This is a genomic window from Aquabacterium sp., from assembly GCF_021768455.1.
Classification (GTDB): domain Bacteria; phylum Pseudomonadota; class Gammaproteobacteria; order Burkholderiales; family Burkholderiaceae_C; genus Aquabacterium.
In genome coordinates this window covers 1-19,033 of record NZ_JAIZVX010000021.1, presented here as the reverse complement: position 1 = coordinate 19,033, position 19,033 = coordinate 1, and the positions used below count along the sequence as shown (strand labels likewise).

16 protein-coding genes and 2 riboswitches are annotated in these 19,033 nt (G+C 69.2%); of the genes, 5 read left to right on the top strand and 11 right to left on the bottom strand.

Features of this window, described 5'->3' with window-relative positions; all coding sequences use genetic code 11:
* Positions 1-8: 8 nt before the first annotated feature.
* The 8 genes from cobO to QZ994_RS04755 form a co-directional block, all read right to left on the bottom strand.
* Positions 9-578: a cob(I)yrinic acid a,c-diamide adenosyltransferase gene (gene cobO / locus QZ994_RS04790; RefSeq protein ID WP_290868987.1), complete on the bottom strand. Its 570-nt coding sequence runs from the start codon at positions 576-578 to the stop codon at positions 9-11.
* A gap of 18 nt (positions 579-596) precedes the next feature.
* Positions 597-1,910, bottom strand: coding sequence for a cobyrinate a,c-diamide synthase (locus QZ994_RS04785; protein WP_290868985.1), 1,314 nt, complete (start codon positions 1,908-1,910; stop codon positions 597-599).
* Complete coding sequence (locus QZ994_RS04780) at positions 1,907-2,743, bottom strand: ABC transporter ATP-binding protein (RefSeq protein ID WP_290868982.1); 837 nt, start codon at positions 2,741-2,743, stop codon at positions 1,907-1,909. The genes QZ994_RS04785 and QZ994_RS04780 overlap by 4 nt, the downstream gene beginning before the upstream one ends.
* Positions 2,740-3,759, bottom strand: a complete 1,020-nt coding sequence (locus QZ994_RS04775; RefSeq protein WP_290868979.1) for an iron ABC transporter permease — start codon at positions 3,757-3,759, stop codon at positions 2,740-2,742. The genes QZ994_RS04780 and QZ994_RS04775 overlap by 4 nt, the downstream gene beginning before the upstream one ends.
* Positions 3,760-3,767: 8 nt before the next feature.
* Entirely contained in the window at positions 3,768-4,655 is an 888-nt protein-coding gene (locus tag QZ994_RS04770; RefSeq protein ID WP_290868976.1) for an ABC transporter substrate-binding protein, read from the bottom strand.
* Positions 4,652-5,236, bottom strand: coding sequence for a bifunctional adenosylcobinamide kinase/adenosylcobinamide-phosphate guanylyltransferase (gene cobU / locus QZ994_RS04765; protein ID WP_290868973.1), 585 nt, complete (start codon positions 5,234-5,236; stop codon positions 4,652-4,654). Before cobU ends, QZ994_RS04770 begins: the two co-directional genes overlap by 4 nt.
* Positions 5,237-5,259: 23 nt before the next feature.
* Positions 5,260-7,119 (bottom strand): TonB-dependent receptor, encoded by a 1,860-nt coding sequence (locus QZ994_RS04760; protein ID WP_290868970.1) that lies wholly within the window; start codon positions 7,117-7,119, stop codon positions 5,260-5,262.
* 76 nt (positions 7,120-7,195) lie between these two features.
* A riboswitch (cobalamin riboswitch) is annotated at positions 7,196-7,446 on the bottom strand.
* 28 nt (positions 7,447-7,474) lie between these two features.
* Complete coding sequence (locus tag QZ994_RS04755) at positions 7,475-9,421, bottom strand: TonB-dependent receptor (protein ID WP_290868967.1); 1,947 nt, start codon at positions 9,419-9,421, stop codon at positions 7,475-7,477.
* Positions 9,422-9,500: 79 nt separating this feature from the next.
* Positions 9,501-9,748: riboswitch (cobalamin riboswitch) on the bottom strand.
* Between the two features lie 41 nt (positions 9,749-9,789).
* Here QZ994_RS04755 and QZ994_RS04750 point away from each other — a divergent pair.
* Entirely contained in the window at positions 9,790-10,020 is a 231-nt protein-coding gene (locus QZ994_RS04750; RefSeq protein WP_290868964.1) for a DUF904 domain-containing protein, read from the top strand.
* A 7-nt stretch (positions 10,021-10,027) separates the two neighbouring features.
* The gene (locus QZ994_RS04745) at positions 10,028-10,357 is read left to right on the top strand and encodes a cell division protein ZapA (protein ID WP_290868961.1); all 330 of its coding nucleotides are present in this window, start codon (positions 10,028-10,030) and stop codon (positions 10,355-10,357) included.
* A 307-nt stretch (positions 10,358-10,664) separates the two neighbouring features.
* On the opposite strand, the gene QZ994_RS04740 is transcribed toward QZ994_RS04745, so the two are convergent.
* The gene (locus QZ994_RS04740) at positions 10,665-11,663 is read right to left on the bottom strand and encodes a GGDEF domain-containing protein (protein ID WP_290868958.1); all 999 of its coding nucleotides are present in this window, start codon (positions 11,661-11,663) and stop codon (positions 10,665-10,667) included.
* A 253-nt stretch (positions 11,664-11,916) separates the two neighbouring features.
* Between QZ994_RS04740 and QZ994_RS04735 the strand changes: the two genes are divergently transcribed.
* On the top strand, positions 11,917-12,810 hold the full coding sequence (locus tag QZ994_RS04735) for an NAD(P)-dependent oxidoreductase (protein ID WP_290868956.1): 894 nt from the start codon (positions 11,917-11,919) through the stop codon (positions 12,808-12,810).
* Here the strand turns inward: QZ994_RS04735 and QZ994_RS04730 are convergent.
* Positions 12,783-13,898 (bottom strand): AraC family transcriptional regulator, encoded by a 1,116-nt coding sequence (locus tag QZ994_RS04730; protein WP_290868954.1) that lies wholly within the window; start codon positions 13,896-13,898, stop codon positions 12,783-12,785. The genes QZ994_RS04735 and QZ994_RS04730 overlap by 28 nt on opposite strands.
* Before the next feature lie 221 nt (positions 13,899-14,119).
* On the opposite strand from QZ994_RS04730, the gene QZ994_RS04725 reads away from it, so the two are divergent.
* Together QZ994_RS04725 and QZ994_RS04720 are read left to right on the top strand one after the other, a co-directional pair.
* Positions 14,120-16,048 (top strand): methyl-accepting chemotaxis protein, encoded by a 1,929-nt coding sequence (locus QZ994_RS04725; protein ID WP_290868952.1) that lies wholly within the window; start codon positions 14,120-14,122, stop codon positions 16,046-16,048.
* 50 nt (positions 16,049-16,098) lie between these two features.
* Positions 16,099-17,784, top strand: a complete 1,686-nt coding sequence (locus QZ994_RS04720; protein WP_290868950.1) for a chemotaxis protein CheW — start codon at positions 16,099-16,101, stop codon at positions 17,782-17,784.
* 134 nt (positions 17,785-17,918) lie between these two features.
* Here QZ994_RS04720 and QZ994_RS04715 read toward each other — a convergent pair whose 3' ends face one another.
* The gene (locus QZ994_RS04715) at positions 17,919-18,806 is read right to left on the bottom strand and encodes a transglutaminase family protein (RefSeq protein ID WP_290868948.1); all 888 of its coding nucleotides are present in this window, start codon (positions 18,804-18,806) and stop codon (positions 17,919-17,921) included.
* Positions 18,807-19,033: the final 227 nt, after the last annotated feature.

Below are 19,033 nucleotides of genomic sequence, written 5' to 3'. Positions count from 1 at the left end.
GCTGCGCCTCAGTCCTCGATGCCGCGCTGTGCGGGCACCCCGGCGTTGTAATGGTGCTTGACCAGGGTCATCTCCGTGACCGTGTCGGCCAGGTCGACCAGCTCCTGCGGCGCACCACGGCCGGTCAGCATCACATTGACGTGACTGGGACGCAGGCGCAGCACCTCGATGACGGACTGCAGGTCCAGCCAGCCGTAGCGGATCGGGTAGGTGATCTCGTCGAGCACCACCAGGAAATGCTCGCCAGCGGTGATGGTGGCCGCGGCCTTGGCCCAGCCATCGCGGGCCAACTGGGCCGAGTGTTCGAGGTCCTTGCTCTTCCAGCTGAAGCCGTCGCCCAGGCCCTCGATGGGGATGCCGATCTGCTCGAACATGCGGTGTTCACCAAAGCGGGCCGATGGCACCTTCATGAACTGGTAGATCTTCACGGCCTTGCCGCGACCATGGGCACGCAGGGCCAGGCCAAAGGCCGAGGTGCTCTTGCCTTTGCCATCGCCGGTGTTGATGAGCAGCAGGCCGCGGCGGTCGCCATCGGGCTTGTCGGCTTGGCGGTCAACGGGGGGCTTTTCGATTTCCATGGGGGACTCCAGAGAGACTCAGCAAGACGGGGCGAACAGGGCCGCCACCGCCCGAGGGTTGGAAGGGAAATACAGATGCAGGAAGGACGCATGCAGACGCCCGATGCGGTAGACCGCTTCCGGCGTGCCGTTGTGTCGCTGCGATCGGGTCTGCGTGAGGGGCGACAGGCCCGATGCCATGCGGGCATGGTGGTAGGTGTGGCCACGCAGCGTGCCCTCGGGCAGGTCGACGCTGTGCAGGCCCAGGTTGACCAGGCGCTTCTGTAGCGCGCCTTCGCCCGGCAGGATGCCCCACATGGGCTGGGCATCGCCGCCCTCGCCAGCCAGGGTGTCAAGCAGCGCCAGCATGCCACCGCATTCGGCCACGATGGGCTTGCCCTGGGCATGGTGGCGGCGCACGGCCTCGCGCATCCCGGCATGACCCACCAGGGTGCTGAGGTGCAGCTCGGGATAACCGCCCGGCAGGTAGAGCGCGTCCACCTCGGGCAGGGCCTCATCGGCCAGGGGCGAGAACCAGTGAAGGCTCGCACCCAGGGCCTGCAGCACGTCGACATTCGCGCGGTAGAGGAAGGCAAAGGCCGCGTCCCGCGCCACACCAATGCGCACGCCCTCCAGCAGGCGCTGGCTCACCACCTGATCCGCAGGCATCACCGGCCGCACAAAGCGCACGGGCTCGGGCATCTCGGGGTTCAGGCGCCCCAGGGCCTCGGCCGCGCGGTCGAGCCGGGCCTCGATGTCGGCCACTTCTTCTGCCTGGACCAGGCCCAGGTGGCGCGACGGCATGGCCATGGCCTCCTCTCTGGGCAAGGCGCCAAACCACTTCAGCCCCCCGCTCAGGCTTTCGCGCAGCATCTGGGCGTGGCCCTCACTGCCCACGCGGTTGGCCAGCACACCGGCCAGTTGCAGGCCAGGTCGGTAGGTGGCCAGGCCGTGGGCGATGGCCCCGAAGGTCTGCGCCATGGCCGAACCGTCGATCACGGCCATCACCGGCAAGCCCAGCGTCATGGCCAGGTCGGCGCTGGAGGCCATGCCATCGAACAAGCCCATCACCCCTTCGATGAGGATGAGGTCGGCGTCCTGCGCCGCCTGCCAGAGCAGCTCACGGCAATGCGCCTCGCCGCCCATCCACAGATCGAGCTGGTAGACCGGATGACCACTGGCCGCCTCCAGGATCATCGGGTCGAGGAAGTCCGGCCCGGTCTTGAAGACGCGCACGCGGCGTCCTTGCTGGCGATGCCATCGGGCCAAGGCCGCGGTCGCGGTCGTCTTGCCCTGGCCAGAGGCGGGGGCGCTCACCAGCAAAGCGGGGCAAGCGTGGGTGTCGTGGTTCATGCGTGGGAGGCGGTGTGGGAGGTCGGGATTGGCACCGCACAGGGTGCGGGCGCAGCGCAAGGCAAGGCCACCCACTGCGCGCCCACGGCGTGCAGGCTGATGCGGCCATCGAAGACCTGGACCAGGGCCGCGTGGGCCTGGGGCGCATGGGTGGGGCCCTGGTGCAGGACACGGCCCTGGGCCATGACCACCAGTTCGTCGGCATGCAGGGCCATGTTGAGTTCGTGCAGCACGCTGACCACGGTCACGCCACGGTCTCGCAAGGCCTGGACGATGCCCAGCCAATCGGCCTGGTGGGGTGGATCGAGGTGGGCCAGGGGCTCGTCCATCAGCAGCACCTGGGCCTGTACCGCCAGGGCGCGGGCCAGCAGCACACGCTGGCGCTCACCGCCGGAGAGCTGACCCATGGGCTTGCAGCGCCAGTCCCAGCAATGGGTCTGCTGCATGGCCTCGCGCACGGCCGTGCGATCGGTCTCGGTGGGCGAAGCCAGCCAGGCCTGGTGTGGCAGGCGCCCCAGCATGACCACGTCTTCGGCGCGCAGGTCGTCGGCCCCCGTCTCGGTCTGGCCCAGCCAGGCCAGCGTGCGGGCGCGGGCCTTGGCAGGCCACTGGCTCAAGGGGCGATCCTGCAGGCGCACCGCGCCCTCCCCCGCCTGCAGGCCGGCCAGGCTGCGCAGCAGCGTGGACTTGCCTGCGCCGTTCGGGCCCACGATCGCCGTCCATCGCCCCGCGGGCAGGGCCAAGGAGACAGGGCCCAGCACCGGCAGGCCGCCCAGCGCCACGCACCAGCTTTCGGCGGCCAGGGCGTTCATCAGGGGTGCGTCATGGCTCATGACAGGGCCCCCATCCGGCGCATGCGCCACAGCAGGTAGCCACCGCCCAGCACGGCCGTGAGCACGCCCACCGGCAGCTCCTGCGGCGCCCAGACCCAGCGGGCCAGGATGTCGGCGGCCAGCAGCAGGGCGCCCCCGGTCAGCACCGAGAGCAGCAACAGGGGCCCGTGCGTGGTCTGCACCCGGCTGCGCACCAGGTGGGGCGCCACCAGGCCCACGAAAGAAATGAGGCCGGCCTGCGCCACGGCCGCACCGGTCGACAAGGCCAGTGCCAGCACGAGCAAGGCCCGCACCACGCCCAGGCTCACACCCAGGCTGCGCGCCGCGGCATCGCCCAGGCTGAGCGCATCGAGCGCGCGGCTGCAGCCCCAGGCCAGCAGGCCGGTGAAAGCCAGCGCGAGCAACAAGATCAGCACGCTGGTCCAGCCCATGAAGCCCGTTGTGCCCAGCATGAAGGCCTGCATGGCACGCATGATGTCGGGCACCAGCAGCATGGTCAGGGCGCTGATGGCCCCCAGCACCACACCCACCACCACGCCCGCCAGCAGCAGGCGCAAGGTGTGCTGCACCCCGCGCGACAAGGCCAGGGTCAGCAGGACCGCGCCCACCGCGCCCACAAAGGCGGCGCCCGTGAGCCCCAGGCGCACCAGCCACAGGGTGGAGGCCGGGCTCACGCCCAGCAGGGCCAGGAACACGGCCACACCCAGGGCCGCCCCCGACGAACTGCCCAGCAGGTAAGGATCGGCCAGCGGGTTGCGGAACAGGCCCTGCGCCACGGCGCCACTCAGGCCCAGAAGCCCCCCGGCCAGCCACGCCCCGGCACAGCGCGGAGCGCGGATGTCCCACACGATCTGCCAGGCCATCGGGTCTTCATGGGCCAGCCACGGAGGCGACCAGCCGGTGCTGCCCACGGCCACGCCCAGCGCCACCAAGGCCAGGGTCAGGGCCAGCAGGGCCAGCCCCCATCCCAGGGGACCCGTGGTGGCGGGCAGGCGCCCGTGACGGCGAGAAATCATGTGCGCGCTCACCGCTTGCCCTCGCCCGTCACCGCGTCACGCAGGCAGGCCGCCATGATCTGCGCTGCCTCGCCCATGCGCGGCCCTGGGCGCGAGAGCACATCGCCCTGCTCGGGCGTGAAGGCGCACACCCTGCGTTGTTTGACGGCGCGGATGCGGTCCCAGCCCGGTCGGCCCGGCAAGGCCGCAGCCCCCTTGGCCGACACCATGATCAGCTGCGGATCGGCCCGCACCACGTACTCGGGGTTGAGCTTGGGGAAAGGCCCCAGGCTGGAAGGCACGATGTTGACCGCGCCCAGGCGCTTGAGGGTCTCGCCGATGAAGGACGACTCGCCTGCCGCATAGGGGGCGCTGTCGACCTCGTAATACACGCTCAGGCCACGGGCCGAGGCCGGCACCGAGCGCGCCGCCTGCTGCACCTGGGCCTCCATGCGCTGCCACAGGCGCGTGCCTTCGGCGCCCTGCCCCAGCACCTGCGCCACCTTGCCGGCCACACGCTGCACATCGGCGTAGGTGCGGGGCTCCAGGGCCAGCACCTTGAGGCCCAGGGCCTCCAGCCGGTCGGTCACGCGGGACGACATCGCCAGCAGCACCACATCGGGCTTGAGGGCCGCGATCAGCTCCACATTGGCGTCGTCCAGGCCGCCGGTCTTGGCGACCTTCTGCACCGCCGCCGGGAAGTTCGAATACCGATCGGTGCCCACGATGCGGGCACAGGCGCCCAGTTCGCACACGGTCTCGGTCAGGGAAGGCAACAGCGTCACGATGCGCTGCGGCGGGGCCGGCAGGGACACGGTCACGCCACGGTCGTCCTGCAGCACGATGGCCGCCTGGGCCGATGCCATCGCGGTGAGCGACAGCATGCTGATGATGAAGCCGACCACGCGGGCGCTCATGCCACGTCCCCTGGATACGCCTCGGAGGCGTCCACCGGACGGGTCCAGGGCTGGCCCGCCACCATCAGGGTGAGCTGGCCACAGCGCGCCGCCACGGCCTGGTTCAACCAGCCCAGCTCGTCCACAAACACCCGCAGTTCTCTCGACATCGGCACCATCCCCCAACCCACTTCATTGGACACGAAGACCACTGGCGAACCCAGCCCGCTCAGGGTTTCCAGCATGGCATCGCGCTCGCGGCGCCAGGCTGCATGGTCGGCCACGCCTTCGGCCGGCATCAACCAGTTGGTCAGCCACAGCGTCAGGCAATCCACCAGCAACATCCGCCCGGGCCGAGCCTGCTCGCGCAACACCCGGCTCAGGCCGCGCGGCTCCTCCACCGTGGCCATGCCTGCAGGCCGGTCGGCCTGGTGGCGGGCGATGCGCGCGCGCATCTCATCGTCCCAGGCCGTGGCCGTGGCCAGTACCACCACCTCGTGTGCGGGCGAGGCGCCCAGCCATTGCCGGGCCAGGCCCTCGGCCTGCCGCGACTTGCCGCTGCGCTGGCCGCCAACGATGAGGTGATGGGCTGAGGAGGTCATGGATCGGCTCCGTGGCAAAGCGGTCACTGGGCGGGCGTCCAGCGCACCGCCAGGTAGAAGGCGCGCGGCGACGAGGCGTAGGTGCTGGCCGTCTGATAGGCCTTGTCGAAGACGTTCTCGACGCGTGCCAAGAGCTTCCACGAAGCGCTCAGGTCGCGCGAGGCGTCCAGCCCCCACACGCTGTAGCCAGGCAGGACCGTGCTGCCTGAGCTGCTGTCAAAACGCTTGCCATAGGTTTGCCCCTGCACACCCACCTGCCAGTTGGCCAGATCGGTTTCCGCACGGACGCTGGCATGGCGGCGCGCTCGGCGGGCCAACTGGCGATCGGTGTCGAGGTCTTTGGGCGACCCCACGTCCAGCGAGCCACTCAGGCGCACGCCGACCAGGGTGGTGGCCACCGTGGCCTCCAGACCCTTGAGCTGCGCTCGGGCGGTGTTGCGATAACAGCCCAACGTGCTCACGCAAACGCCGGGCTGGGCATAGTTGATGAGGTTGTCCACCCGCGTCTGGTAAGCCGTGAGGCCCGCCTGAAGCGCGCCCTCATGGAACTGCAGCCCGAGCTCGCGGGTGCGCGAGTGCTCGGCCTGCAGACCGGGGTTGCCGTACTCGCTGAAACGCTGGAAGAGCGTGGGCGCCTTGTACGCCGTGCCCCACGATGCCCGCACACGCCAGGCATCGCTCAGGTCGTAGCCACCGGCCACGGCACCGGTGACGTGGTCACCAAACTCGCTGTCCTGGTCGCGTCTCAGGCTGCTCGAGAAGGTCAGCGCCTCGTGCTGCCAGCCATACCTCAGGCCCAGGCCGTTGTCGGCACGGTCACCCTTGCCGCGCGTGGTCGAGGCCACCAGCGAGCTGTTGACCAGGTGGTCTTCGCGGCGCTCCAGGGTGGCGTGCAGGGTGTGTTCACCCAGCACCAGGCGGTTCAGCAGGCTGGCCGTCTGCACGCGTGTGTCGGTCTGGTAGACCGAGGGGCGTGTCTCATAGTGGTCGGTCGCCTGCCCCAGGGTCAGCACGCTTTGCCACTGCGGCAGCCACTGGGCCGACCAGGACGCGTTCGCGCTGCTCATGTCCTTGATCGACCGGTCGTCCACCTTGGACTTGGTGCTGGCGTCGTAACCCGCATTCAGGTGCTGCGAGACCAGCCCCAGTTGCAGGCGTTGCCCCGGGCTCAGGCGATAGCCCAGGCGCAGCTGGCTGCTGTGGCTGCGGTAGCCGTCGCGGTCGGCGGCATAGGAGGTGGCCGAGGCATTGGTCCGGGCATTGAAGCCTTCGCTCTGGGCCGTCTGCACCGCCACGGAGTAGTCCAGCGCCCCGATGGCGCCCAGTGCGCTCAGGTCGGTGCTCAGGTAGCCCTGGTCGCCAATGCCCACACCCCAGGCCAGGCGCGGTGCGCCCTCGCCTTTGCGGGTGAAGATCTGGATGACACCGGCCACGGCGTCCGATCCATAGGCCGCACTCGCGGGGCCGCTCAGCACCTCAATGTGGTCGACCGCCTGCAGCGGCAGAGCCTCCCAGGTGGCGCCCCCGGTGGACTGGGAATCAAAGGGCACACCGTCGATCAGGACCAGCACATGGCGCTTCTCGGCGCCGCGCAGGTAGATGCTGGTGGTGCTGGCCGAGCCACCGTTCTGAGTCAGTTCGATGCCTGGCACACGGCGCAAGACCTCGCTGACCGAGCCGCCCACCTGGCGGTCGATGGTGTCGCGGTCGATGGTGAACACATCGGCCAGCACCTGCGTGGCCGGTTGTGCAAGGCGGGTGGCGGTCACAACGACCGCCTCGGCTGCCACGCCCTTCACAGGGAGAGAGAAAGCCAGCGTGGCCGCCACGGCACAAGCCGAACGCAGCCCGGGTGCAGAGCGCACCGAGTTCAAGGGAGACATGATGAAAGCAGACAGGACACAGGCTCTGGCCAGCGTCCCCGCAGGCCTTGAGCGACACGGCGGGGACGCTGAACGCGCGCACCCACCCCCTGCTGGCCGGTATCCGGGCTGGGCGATGCTGCTTGCGAAACCTTCCCAGGCCCGAAGGCCCAGTGGCTGAAGAACGCAAGCTGAGTGGCAAGAGACTGAGTCCGACACCACTCGACCGCCGACCGTTGCGGGGGCAGCGCAAGTCAGGCTGGCATCGGCGATGCGACAGACCCTCTTGCTTCCCGTTTAACCGCGCCAGGGGACCCCAGCGCAAGCACCAACGCCTCGATTGTAAACGCAGGGCATGCCTTCCTGCCCTGCCCTGTCAGAACTGGCGCGACACCGTGGCCTTGAAAGCGCGACCGGCTTCGGGGTAGAGCCCACCCGTGGCGCAACGGTAGGCGTAGTTGTAGCCCTTCTGGTCGCCCAGGTTGGTGCCAGCCAGGGCCAGGGTCCAGACCTGGTTCGTCCAGGCGTAACGCGCATCAAACAGGGTCGAGGTCGGGATGCGACGGCTGCACTGGTTGTCGTTGTCGTCGCCAAAGCGCATGGCGCCCAGGTGCTGCACACCCAGCTCGACGAGGTGCTGCGCATTGAAACGGTAGGTCGCCCGCGCCGTGGAAGACAGCGGCGCCACCAGCACCTGCTCCTTGCCGGCGTTGACGCCCGCACGGTAGCGCGCGCTCAGGCGCTGCCAGGTGCCACGCAGGCTCAGGGCCTCGCTGACCTGCCATTGCGCCTCCAGCTCGACGCCCTGCTTGCGCGTCGGGTCGGCGTTGAGGTTGTAGCTGTAACCGTCCACGGGCGACGGGGCATAGAGGATCTCGTCCGTGTTGTCCTGCCGGAACACGCGCACCGTGCTGCGCACCGCCTGCGCCTGCCAGCGCAGCCCCAGTTCGCGATCGCGGCTGCGCTGGGGCCTCAGGGGCTGGCCATCGGGCGTCCAGGTGTTTTCGTCGACGTTGCCCAAGCGGAACGAACGGGCCAGGCGGCCATACACCGAGACCTGCTCGCTCAGGACCTGGTTCACCCCCAGCTCGGCCGCATCCAGCGTGCGGCGCAGGTCGTAGGCGGCCGAATACAGCGGCACTTCCTCCTTGTGCACGCGCTCACGGCGCAGGCCGGCCACCACCCGGGTCTGCGACGGCAGGCCCACCTGCCCTTGCCAGAACACGGCCGCATTGGTCTGGTGAGCCGTGTCCGGCCCATAGGGATCGGGCGTGTCCATGCGCCAGCGCTGGAAATCCAGGCCCATCACGCTGCCGACGTCCACCTCGGCCCAGCGGGCAGCGTGGCGGACCTTGGGCGTGGCCTGCACGCTCTCCACCCGGCGGGCGAAGGAGTTGGACTGGTAATCGCGGCGGCGGGAAGCGAGGTCCAGCTGCCAGGTCCAGTCGCCCTGCCGGAGCTCGGTGTTGCTGGCAAAGCGGCCTTCGTCGGTCCGGCCATGGCTGCTCAGGCTGCTTGGGCTGGCCTGCCTGGGGTCCTGGTCGTATTGCGCAAAGGTGAGGCTGCCCGGCCATTGCGCCGACTGGCTCTCCTGCTGCACCCTGAAACGCTGGGTGAAGACCTCGTTGCCGAACTGCAGGCCCGCATTGGCGCTGTCCTGCTTGAACACGCTGTGCGCACGATACCCTTCGCTGCGCACGCGCTGCGCGGACGCATCCAGTGCCAGAGCCCCCACCTGCTGGGCCGTGCTCAGTTGCAGGTCGTTGCCCCCAAAGCTGGACACCGAGGCCGACAGGCGCGTGGCCGAGCGGGCCCGACTGCCCTGCTTCAGCACGATGTGGATGACGCCAGACGTGGCGCCTTCGCCCCACAGCACGCTGTTGCCGCCGCGCACGATCTCGATGCGCTCGATCTGGTCCAGCGGCACGGCAGACAGCCGCGCGGGCGTGAGTTCGTTTTCGCTGATGCGGATGCCATCGATCAGCACCACGGTGTTGGCGCTGGCGGTGTCGCCATAGCCTCGCAGGTCGAGCACGTTTTCGCGGCCGCCAAACAGGTCGCTTCGACCCACGATGCCCGCGAGCTTGCGGATCGCCTCGTTTGCGTCGGACACGCCCGCATTGGCGATCTGCTGCGCGGTGATCACCGTCGCCCCCACGGGCATGGCAGACAAGGGCTGGGCAGAGCGGGTGGCCGTCACGACGACCGCGTCCAGGGCCTCGTCGGGGGAGGCCGTGGCCAACGCAGGCAGGGCCAGAGACAAGGCGATGGCCAGGGCCGAACGCACACCGGGTGCAGGACGCACCGAATTCAAAGACAACATGAGGGATCCAGCAGACATGAGGCCCTGGCAGCGTCCCCGCAGACCTTGGGCGAATCGGCACGACCGCACTGCGCCGAGCGCAGGCGTGCCCCTTGTTGGCCGGTATCCGGGCTGGGCGGTGCGACCTGCGGAACCTTCCCAGGCCCGAAGGCCCAGTGGCTGAAGCACGCAAGCGGGGTGGAGGGGCAAACGCCCCCTCACCCGACCGCCGACCGTTGCGGGGGCAGCGCAAGTCGGGCTGGCATCGGCGATGCGGCGGCCCTCTTGCTTCCCGTTTGACCGCGCCAGGTGAGCCCCGGCGCAAGCACCAACCAGGGCATTGTAAGCACGCCTACAATGGTTGCCCACCACCGAATCGGGCGCCGCCCATGTCCAGAATCGACGAACTCACCGATCGCATCGAGAGACTGCTGTTGCGCCACGAAGAGCTGCGGCGCACCAACGCCTTGCTCCAGCAACAGGTCCTGGTCACGGTGCAGGAGCGTGACTCCCTGCGCGCCCGCCTGTCGGCCGCGCGAGCCCGCATCGACGCCCTGATCGACAAGCTGCCCACACCGGCCCCGGATCCCGAACCGCCTCACGACACGCCCCAGGCCTGAGCCCAACATGAAGCAAATCGAAGTGGCCATCATGGGCCAAAGCTACCTGCTGGGCTGCCCCGATGGGGGCGAGGAACGCCTGAAAGAAGCCGTGTCCAAGGTCGACCGCGAGATGTGTGCGATCCGCGACAGCGGCAAGCTCAAGGCGCGCGAGCGCATCGCCGTGCTGGCGGCGCTGAACCTGGCCTACCAGCTCACCGAGCGCCCGGCAGCCGCCCCCGCCGCACCCGTGGCCGCCAACGATGCCGATGGCTCGCCCCTGCCGTCGCCCGAGTACATGGACCAGCTGATCCACCGCCTCGACCAGGCCCTGGGCAACGACGGCCACCTGATCTGATCCCGACAAAATCCCCATGGCAGCCGCGCATTTCTTGCCGATGCCATCGGCACCTCGCTTAGAATGAGGCTGTCCGTCGAGTCCGTGCTTGCTTCTATTTCCTTGAACCGATGCTCTACGAGCAAGGGCTTGGAACATTGCGGCGCTGGTGTGATCGTCTCGCGTCAGATGAACCCGAAGTGCTGCTGACCTCGCCCACCTGAATCCCCTGGGTTCAGGAATGCGGCAAGCAGTTCCCGGCGGACCCTTTCAACGCAAAAAAGCCAGACACCTTCACAGGGTCTGGCTTTTTTCTTGGCGAATCAACTCAACTTGCCGGCACGAACTGGATGCTGGCCAGCACGATGCGGTTGCCGCCCTTTTCGCGGGCACTGGCCAGGGCACGGTCGGCGCTGCGCATGAGGTCGTCGATGGCACCCGCCGTGTGCGGGAAGCTGGCCACTCCCATGGAGACCGTGAACGGGATCTGCTGGCCGTTGAACGACACGATGTGCTGCGCGCAGGCACGGCGCAGGTGCTCCATGCGCGAGTGCGAGGTGGCCAGGCCCACACCCGAGAACAGCACGACGAAACGCTCGCCACCGAGGCGGCAGGGGGAGTCCATCGCGCGGGTGTTCGCACGCAGCAGACGCCCCAGGGCCTCGATCACGCGCTCACAGCCCTCGAGGCCGTGCACGCGGCGGATCTCGTCGAGGTTGTCGATGGCCACGGCGACCAGGGCGAACTCGCGTTGCTCGCGGCTGGAAAGGTCGGCTTCGCGGCGAAGCTGCTCTTCAAAATGGGCACGGTGGTAGAGGCCCGAGACCCCATCGCGCACCTGGTTGTCTTCCATGTCGCGGCGCAAGGCCTCCATGGCTTTTTGCTGCTGTTCGATCTGGGCCAGCGCGGTCTGCAATTGGGCGTCGCGCTTGCGGACCTCGGTCTGGTCCTGCCAGACCGAGAGCAGCTTGGGCGCACCGCCATCGACATCGTTGACGACCTGGCGCCAGGCCACCAGCTCGCGACGCTCGCCGGCCAACTCGAGCCGGTGTTCGGCGCGCACACCCTGGAAGGCGCCCTGGGCCTGCAGGTCGGCGGCACGCAAGGCGACGGCCTGCGCCGCGTCAAAGAGCTCGGGATCGGCCGCGCCCAGGGCACTGCCCGCGGGCAAGCCCAACAGGCGCTCGGCCGCTTCGTTGCATTGCTCGTAGCGCCCCGAGGCCAGGTCTTTGACCATCACGGCCAGGCCCAACTGCGCCAAGGCATGGCCCAGCGCTTCGTGCACCACGGGACCAACAGGGGAGACGCTGGGGGGGAGCTCGGACATGGTCATGCGAAAGAATTTATGGTTATCGGTATGGGCACGCCTGACACCCTGGCGCGCATGGGTCTCTCAGAGGGGATGTTCGCCCAAAACCCCTGTCAGGGCCCTCCTTCAAACAAGGGATGACGCCTGCATTTTCGGCCCAGTTGTGCCATTTCCCACGGATGAAGGGGGGACTCCCCACAGTGCTGTCGCCTCGGGGCAACCCTCGGTGCTGCGCCACAATGGCCCCACCCCCACCCCTTGCGTTGTCACCATGACCCAGATCTGTTTGTTGGGATGCGGCCTGATGGGCGCCCCCATGTCGCGCCGGTTGCTGGCGGCCGGCTTCCCCCTGCGCGTGTGGAACCGCAGCCGCCACAAGGCTGAAGCATTGGCGCCCTTCGGTGCCGTCGTGGCCGACACCCCGGCCCAGGCCGTGCAGGGCGCCGACCTCGTCATCACCATGCTGGAACACGGTGGCGTGGTGGAGGAGGTCCTCTTCGGCCTGGGTGCCGAAGCGGCATCGGCCGGACTGCGGCCTGGCGCCCTGGTGGTGGACATGAGCTCCATCCTGCCGGAGCAGGCGCAGGCCCATGCGCAGCGCCTGGCCGCGATCGGCGTGCAGGCACTGGACGCCCCGGTCTCCGGCGGCACGCTGGGTGCGGAAGCTGGCACCCTGGCCATCATGGCCGGGGGCGAAGCGGCCGACTTCGAGCGGGCGGTGCCGGTGCTGCAGGCCATGGGGCGCCCGGTTCACGTGGGCCCGCATGGCGCCGGGCAGCTGGCCAAGCTGGCCAACCAGATGATCGTGGGCATCACCATCGGGGCGGTGGCCGAGGCCCTGCTGCTGGCCGAACGGGGTGGGGCCGACCCGGCCAAGGTGCGCGAAGCCCTGCGCGGCGGCTTTGCCGAAAGCCGCATCCTCGAGGTACACGGCCAGCGCATGGTGGAGGGTGACTTTGCCAAGCGGGCCGCCCTGGCCATCCAGCTGAAGGACATGCGCAACGCCCTGCACACCAGCGCCGGTCTGGGTCTCGATGCGCCCATCACGGCCTGTCTGAGCGACCTCTACGAAAACGCTGTGCAGCAGGGGCTGGCCGAGCTCGACCAGGCCGGGCTGTACCAGGCCCTCAAGGCCCGTCAGGCACCAGGTACGCCAGGCCGCTGAGGCACATCGCCCGGCTCGCTTTCGGCCTGGGCCTCCGGGCCGCCGCCCGTCCAGCGTCTGTAGGCCCGCCGGAAATTGCCCGCATCGGCAAAGCCGGTTTCGGCCGCGACCTCGGCCACCGACAGGCCGCCGTGGCGGATCAGCTCGAGGGCCAGCGCACGCCGGCCTTCGTCCAGCAGGGCGCTGTAGCTGATGCCCTCGTCGGCCAGGCGGCGGCGCAGCGTGCGCTCGCTCAGGTGCAGGGTTTCGGCCACCTGCGTGGGCGTGACCACGGCCGGCAAGGCCTTGCGGATGGCACGCTCCACCGCCTGCCCGGTCACGGCCAGGTTGACGGTGCGGGCGGCTTCGCGGTCGAGCAGGCGGGTGGCCAGCAGGAGGCTGGTGGGGTGGGCCATGGGCAGCGGCCGCGCCAGGGTGGTGGCATCGAAGACGACGCGGTTGTGCGCTGCGCCGAACACGAGGGTGCAGCGGGCGTGGTCGCGCCAACGGGCCAGGGCGTCGGCCGAGGCGGGCGGTGGGCGCACCAGTTCCATCAGTCGGGGCGCGGTGTCGACCCCGGCCAGCTGGCGACAAAGGGTGAGCAGGCCGGTGAGGGCATCGTCGATCAGGAGGGGGGCCAGGTCGTCGTTGCCCAGTTGCGCCTCGGCATGCAGGGCCTGCCCCTCGGGGCTCGCCACGCTGCACCAGTCGACGAGAAAGCCGGCGCTGGTCGCAAACCGCAGGTTCAGGGCCAGAGCGTCGCCCAAGGTGGGGCTGGCCATGAGGCCCAGGGCCAGGGCGCCACGGTCGAGCAGCAGGTGGTGGCAGCCCAGGGTCAGGCCCAGTTCACCATCGGATTCGGCCGATTGCAGCGCGGGCAGTGCCCGCCGGATGAAGCGCACGGCTTCGGCGCGGCTGAGGGTGAAGCCCGGGCTGAGCAGGTCGTCGGCCTCGTAACCCAGGCCGCGGCAAAGCGCATCCAGGGCCTGCCCGGTGCGCTGCAGGGCGGCGAGCATGGGCAGGAGCACCACGGGGGCCAGGCGGTTGGCGGACGCGCGCGTGGCGATGGCGTGCAACGGGGCACGCGGGCTGCGGGGGTCTTGGCTCACGGGGCCCTTTGCTGGGGTGGCTCGGCGAGCCGTGAAGCCAGCATACCAAGCCGAACGACGCCGCGGGCGCCGACCGCCACCGCCCCCTCACTTGGCCGCGTGGGCCGTGACATTGGCCGCACAAGCCCTTCTGCCCTCAGTTCACCCTCCGAAATCCAGAGGCGGGCATCGGGCCTGCAGACCGGCACAAGCCCGGCCCACCCCATCCCAGGAGTCCACCCATGTCCCTCGTGCGCAGAAGCCAGCCCAGCCCTGAAACGCCCACCTTGCAGGCGGTGGCCTCGACGGGGGTCAGCCGTTCGGTGGCCCGCGAGGCCGATGTGCAGCGCAAGCGCGCCCGGACCCTGGCCAAGCAGCAGCAGGCTTCCGAGCGCGTGGCCGCGGCGTCCAGCGAGCTGTCGGCGGGCATCAACGAGGCCGCCTCGGCGGCGGAGGAACTCAAGCGCGCTGCCCTGCAGATCGCCACCGGCGCCGAAGAGGCCGCGGGCGCTGCCCAGGAGTCGCTGGCGGCGATCACCCAGGTGACCGTGGCCATCACGCGCCAGACGGCCGCCGTGACACAGGCCAAATCGACCGCCGAAGACATGCAGACCCTGGCTTCGGAGATCAACAGCCAGGTGCAGTCCACCACCCAGAATGTGGCGACCGCGGCGCAGCGGCAGGCCGAGTCCGTGAAGATGGTGGCCGAGCTGGAACGTCAGGCGGCCAACATCGGCGAGATCGTCAAGGCCGTGGCCCGCATCGCCGACCAGACCAACCTGCTGGCCTTGAACGCCGCCATCGAGGCCGCCCGCGCGGGCAAGCATGGCAAGGGCTTTGCCGTGGTGGCCGACGAGGTGCGCACCCTGGCCGAGACCTCCGAGAAAAGCGCCCGCCAGATCCAGGAGCTGGTGGGCCAGATCCAGGGCGAGGTCAAGACCATCGCCGAGGGCATCAACCAGGGCGCCGACGCGGTTCAGGAAGAGGTCAACAAGAGCGCGACCATCCTGTCCCAGCTGGAACAGATCCGCCATGACGCGGCCGACATCGCCGGCGGGGCCGCCGAGATCGCCACGGCCGCCGTGCAAAGCAACGTCGCGGCCCAGCAGGCGCTCAAGGGGGCCGAGCAGATCGCCGCAGCCTCCACCCAGCAATCGACCGCCTGCGAACAGGCCAACAAGACGGTGTCGGAGCAGACGGTGGCCCTGTCTCAGTGCGAGCAGACGGCGCAGGGCCTGTCCGAAATCGCCGACGAGCTGAAGAACTCGACCGACATCGCCAAGAGCGCCGAAGAGGTGGCCAGCTCGGCCGAAGAGCTCTCGGCCGCCGTGCAGGAGATCTCCCGCTCGGCCAGCCAGATCACCGTGGCGCTGGACCAGATCCGCCAGGGCGCCCAGACCCAGGCCGCCGCCAGCGCGGAATCGGCCGCGGCCGTGACCCAGATCGAGCAAGGCGCCCAGGTCGCCCAATCCCGCGCCGCGCAAGGCAATGAGCGTGCGGCCGCCATCAAGGCCCTGATGGGCGACAACAAGGCCAACATCGACAGCCTGATCCGAGGCATCACGGCCAACGTCGACAGCACCCAGGTCAGCATCGGCCAGGTGAAGGACCTGGAGCTGGTCAGCCGCAAGATCGACAAGATCGTGGATGCGATCACGCAGGTGTCCATCCAGACCAACATGCTGGCGGTCAACGGCAGCATCGAAGCGGCCCGCGCCGGCGAGTACGGCAAGGGTTTCGTGGTGGTGGCCACCGACATCCGCAACCTGGCGCACGACTCGGCCGAAAACGCCGACCGCATCAAGGACATGGTCAAGTCCATCCAGGACCAGATCGCCAAGGTCGGCACCGACCTGCATGCCATCGTGGCCTCCGGCCAGGTGGAGGTGGAGAAGGCCAAGGTCATCACGGCCAGCCTGGTCCGCATCGAAGGCAGCGTGGCTGAAATCCAGAGCGGCAACCAGGAGGCCGTGAGCTCGGCCCAGGAGATCGCCGCCGCCGTGAGCCAGGTGAAGGTGGGGGTGGAACAGGTGTCGGCCGCCGCGGCACAGGCCGAGAAGGCCGCCGAACAGGCCGCCGTGGCCGCCAAGCAGCAGGCCCAGGGCGCAGAGGAGCTCTCCGCAGCCATCGAAGAGATCTCGGCCCTGGCCGACGAACTCCAGAGCGCCTGAGCCCCGCCTCGCCTCGCACCTCCCCGACGCCCACCACCACAAGGCCCGCCATGCGCAACAGCCCCCCGTCCGACGATGACCTCTCAGCGCAGGACAAGCCAGGCCTCACGCCGGGCCAGCCTGTGGACGACGACGATGCCCTGGAGACCAGCGACGGCCAGTACGTCAGCTTTGCCGTGGGGGGGGAACTGTTCGCCGTGCCCACCGGGGCGGTGCAGGAGATCATCCGCGTGCCGCAGGTGGCCCACCTGCCACTGGCCCCGCCCACGCTCGACGGCCTGGCCAACTTGCGCGGCCGGGTCCTGCCCATCATCAACCTGCGGCGCCTGCTGGGCTGCGCGCCCCGCGACAACGACGACGCCACCCGCGCCCTCGTCATCCACATCGGCCAGCCCTTGGGCTTCCTGGTCGACCGCGTGGCCAGCGTGCTCACGGTCGAGCGGGGTCAGATCGAATCGGCCGATGCCATCCAGAGCATCGTCAACGCCGACTACCTGCAAGGCGTGATCAAGCGCGCCCGCAGCGACGGCGGCCAGGACATGCTCATGGCCATCGACTTCGGCAAGCTCATCCAGGACGCCTTCCAGGGCCGCGGCACCGGCGCCTCGGTCGACATGGGATCGGCCCACACCGGCCCACAAGCCGACGACGACGCCCAGGGCGACGCCAGCCTTGACGAGCGCTGCCTCGTCTCCTTCACCGTGGCCGACCAGGAGTACGCCCTCGACATCGCCGAGGTGCAGGAAATTGTGCAGCTGCCCGAACGGGTCAGTGCCCTGCCCAACACCCCGCCCCACCTGTTGGGCATGATCACCCTGCGCCAGCGCCTGCTGCCCCTGGTGAGCCTGCGCGCCCTCTTCGACCTGCCCGATCTGGCCTACTCCGAACAGCAGCGCATCGTCGTGATCGCCCTGCCCGGCGGCCAGCACGTGGGCCTGGTCACCGATGCCGTCAAAGACGTGCTGCGCGTGCCCCTCAGCCTGGTCGACCCGCTGCCCGGCATGCTGGCCAAGGACCTGCCCCGCCAGGAGTTCTCCGCCATCTGCCGCCTGGACGATGGCAAACGCCTTGTCTCGCTCATTGCCACCGACCGCCTGCTCAAGGTGCCCGGCCTGGGCCAGGCCATCGACGGCGTGAGCGCCAGCCAGGGCACGAACGGCCAGTCGCAACCCCTGGCACACGCCGACACCGAATCCGACGACGACGCCTTCTCCGCACTGTCGGGCGACGACGACGCCCAGGTTGTGGTCTTCCGCCTGGGCGACGAGGAATTCGGCGTGCCCATCATGAGCGTGCAGGAAATCGTGCGCGTGCCCGAGAGCCTCACCCGCGTGCCCCGCACGCCCGAGTTCGTCGAAGGCGTCATCAACCTGCGTGGCACCGTGCTGCCCGTCATCGACCAGCGCAAGCGCCTGGGCATGGACAGCATCGCGCGCTGCGACAGCCAGCGCATCCTCGTCTACATGCTGGGCGGCCTGCGCACCGGCTTCATCGTCGATTCGGTGGCCGAGGTGCTGCGCATCCCGCGTCAGCACATCGTGCCGGCCCCGGCCCTCTCGGCCGAACAAAGCCAGCTCATCGCCCGCGTGGCCAACCTCGAAGAAGACCAACGCCTGGTCATGCTCATCGAGCCCGAGCGCCTGCTTCAGGGCGCCGACGCCCAGGCCGTGCAGGAACTGGGCGGCAGCCTGGGCAACGCCCCCTCCAGCGGTGAGGACCTCGCCTGGGCCGCCTGAACCGGGCCGCCTGAGTTATCCACGCTTCCTGTGGATAACTGTGTTGGCAAGCTTGGGGCAAGCGCGTACAGCCTGTGTTCCGCCCTGGGAAGGGCCCTGGATTGCCTCCAAATGAGGCAGCCCCGTGACAGGGCTCACGCAGCCCAGGCCTGGCTCACCCCCAGGTCGGTCGACAAGGCCTGCGAACCACGCACCGGCGCCACCCAGCCCTTGGTGGCATCCTCCACCGCCCAGGCCCGGATCACCGGTGCGCTCGCCTGCACCCCGCCAAAAATGGTGGCGAAGGCCACGTCGGCCGCATCGCGCCCGGTGCCAAAGCGAACCAGGCCCATGGGGATGGCCGTGCCCGAGGGATCGAAGATGTACCAGCGGTCACCCAGGTAGACCTCCACATAGGCGTGGAAATCGGGCGGGCCCAGGGCCGGATCGGCGCCGTAGTCCGTGCCCGTGGTGAAGCGCGCCGGGATGTTCAGCGCCCGGCACAGCGCGATCATCACGTGGGCGAAGTCGCGGCACACCCCTGCCCCCTGCTGGATGGTGTCCAGCGCCGAGGTGTTGCCATTCGAGGTGTTGGAAGTGAAGGTCACGTGCCGCTGAACCCAGTTCTGGATGGCCTGCACCCGGCCCATGCCCTGCCACAGGGCGCCGAACTCGCGGTGGGCCAGCTGGCCCAGCTGGTCGGACTGGCAATAGCGGCTGGGGTAGATGTAGCCCATCACCTCGGGCGGCAGGCGGTGCACCGGCACCTCGGGCACCTGCGCGGGATCGGCCACATGGTGGGAGAGGTCGATCGTGGCCGCGTACTTCAGGCGCAAGGGCCCGGGCAGCGCCCGCAGGCGCATGTAGCGGTTGCGGGTGAAGGGATCCGTGTGGATCTGCGGAGTGACCGGCTGGCTCAGCACCAGGCTTTCGGCCGACACGACCTGGCTGGGCGTGCGTGCGGCGTGGATGTTGAAGACGAAATCGGCGCCATAGGCGTCGACAAGGTAGCTCAGTTCGATCTGAAGCTGGATGCGGATCATCGTTGCGGGCCTCGGTGAGACGCCGCGGTTGCGCGCCTGGGAAGAAGACTTGTCATGTGCAAGCAGTATGCATGCCCGCAACGGATCGGGACTGTGCGCCCGCGCAGCAGGCACCCATCTGTTTTGATGCCGTTTTGACATCCGACATGCCAGAATTTTCAACATGCTGACGTCAGCCTGCGCACACTGGCTGCACTCCGGCTCGATTCCCACGCATGCCTGCCCCC

What these genes read in the sequence shown, in the direction of transcription:
- cobO (WP_290868987.1), bottom strand. Translation starts at nt 578, where the DNA reads ATGGAAATCGAAAAGCCCCCCGTTGACCGCCAAGCCGACAAGCCCGAT.
- QZ994_RS04775 (WP_290868979.1), bottom strand. Translation starts at nt 3,759, where the DNA reads ATGATTTCTCGCCGTCACGGGCGCCTGCCCGCCACCACGGGTCCCCTG.
- QZ994_RS04770 (WP_290868976.1), bottom strand. Translation starts at nt 4,655, where the DNA reads ATGAGCGCCCGCGTGGTCGGCTTCATCATCAGCATGCTGTCGCTCACC.
- QZ994_RS04755 (WP_290868967.1), bottom strand. Translation starts at nt 9,421, where the DNA reads ATGTTGTCTTTGAATTCGGTGCGTCCTGCACCCGGTGTGCGTTCGGCC.
- QZ994_RS04745 (WP_290868961.1), top strand. Translation starts at nt 10,028, where the DNA reads ATGAAGCAAATCGAAGTGGCCATCATGGGCCAAAGCTACCTGCTGGGC.
- QZ994_RS04750 (WP_290868964.1), top strand. Translation starts at nt 9,790, where the DNA reads ATGTCCAGAATCGACGAACTCACCGATCGCATCGAGAGACTGCTGTTG.
- QZ994_RS04760 (WP_290868970.1), bottom strand. Translation starts at nt 7,119, where the DNA reads ATGTCTCCCTTGAACTCGGTGCGCTCTGCACCCGGGCTGCGTTCGGCT.
- QZ994_RS04735 (WP_290868956.1), top strand. Translation starts at nt 11,917, where the DNA reads ATGACCCAGATCTGTTTGTTGGGATGCGGCCTGATGGGCGCCCCCATG.
- cobU (WP_290868973.1), bottom strand. Translation starts at nt 5,236, where the DNA reads ATGACCTCCTCAGCCCATCACCTCATCGTTGGCGGCCAGCGCAGCGGC.
- QZ994_RS04725 (WP_290868952.1), top strand. Translation starts at nt 14,120, where the DNA reads ATGTCCCTCGTGCGCAGAAGCCAGCCCAGCCCTGAAACGCCCACCTTG.
- QZ994_RS04740 (WP_290868958.1), bottom strand. Translation starts at nt 11,663, where the DNA reads ATGTCCGAGCTCCCCCCCAGCGTCTCCCCTGTTGGTCCCGTGGTGCAC.
- QZ994_RS04785 (WP_290868985.1), bottom strand. Translation starts at nt 1,910, where the DNA reads ATGAACCACGACACCCACGCTTGCCCCGCTTTGCTGGTGAGCGCCCCC.
- QZ994_RS04720 (WP_290868950.1), top strand. Translation starts at nt 16,099, where the DNA reads ATGCGCAACAGCCCCCCGTCCGACGATGACCTCTCAGCGCAGGACAAG.
- QZ994_RS04715 (WP_290868948.1), bottom strand. Translation starts at nt 18,806, where the DNA reads ATGATCCGCATCCAGCTTCAGATCGAACTGAGCTACCTTGTCGACGCC.
- QZ994_RS04780 (WP_290868982.1), bottom strand. Translation starts at nt 2,743, where the DNA reads ATGAGCCATGACGCACCCCTGATGAACGCCCTGGCCGCCGAAAGCTGG.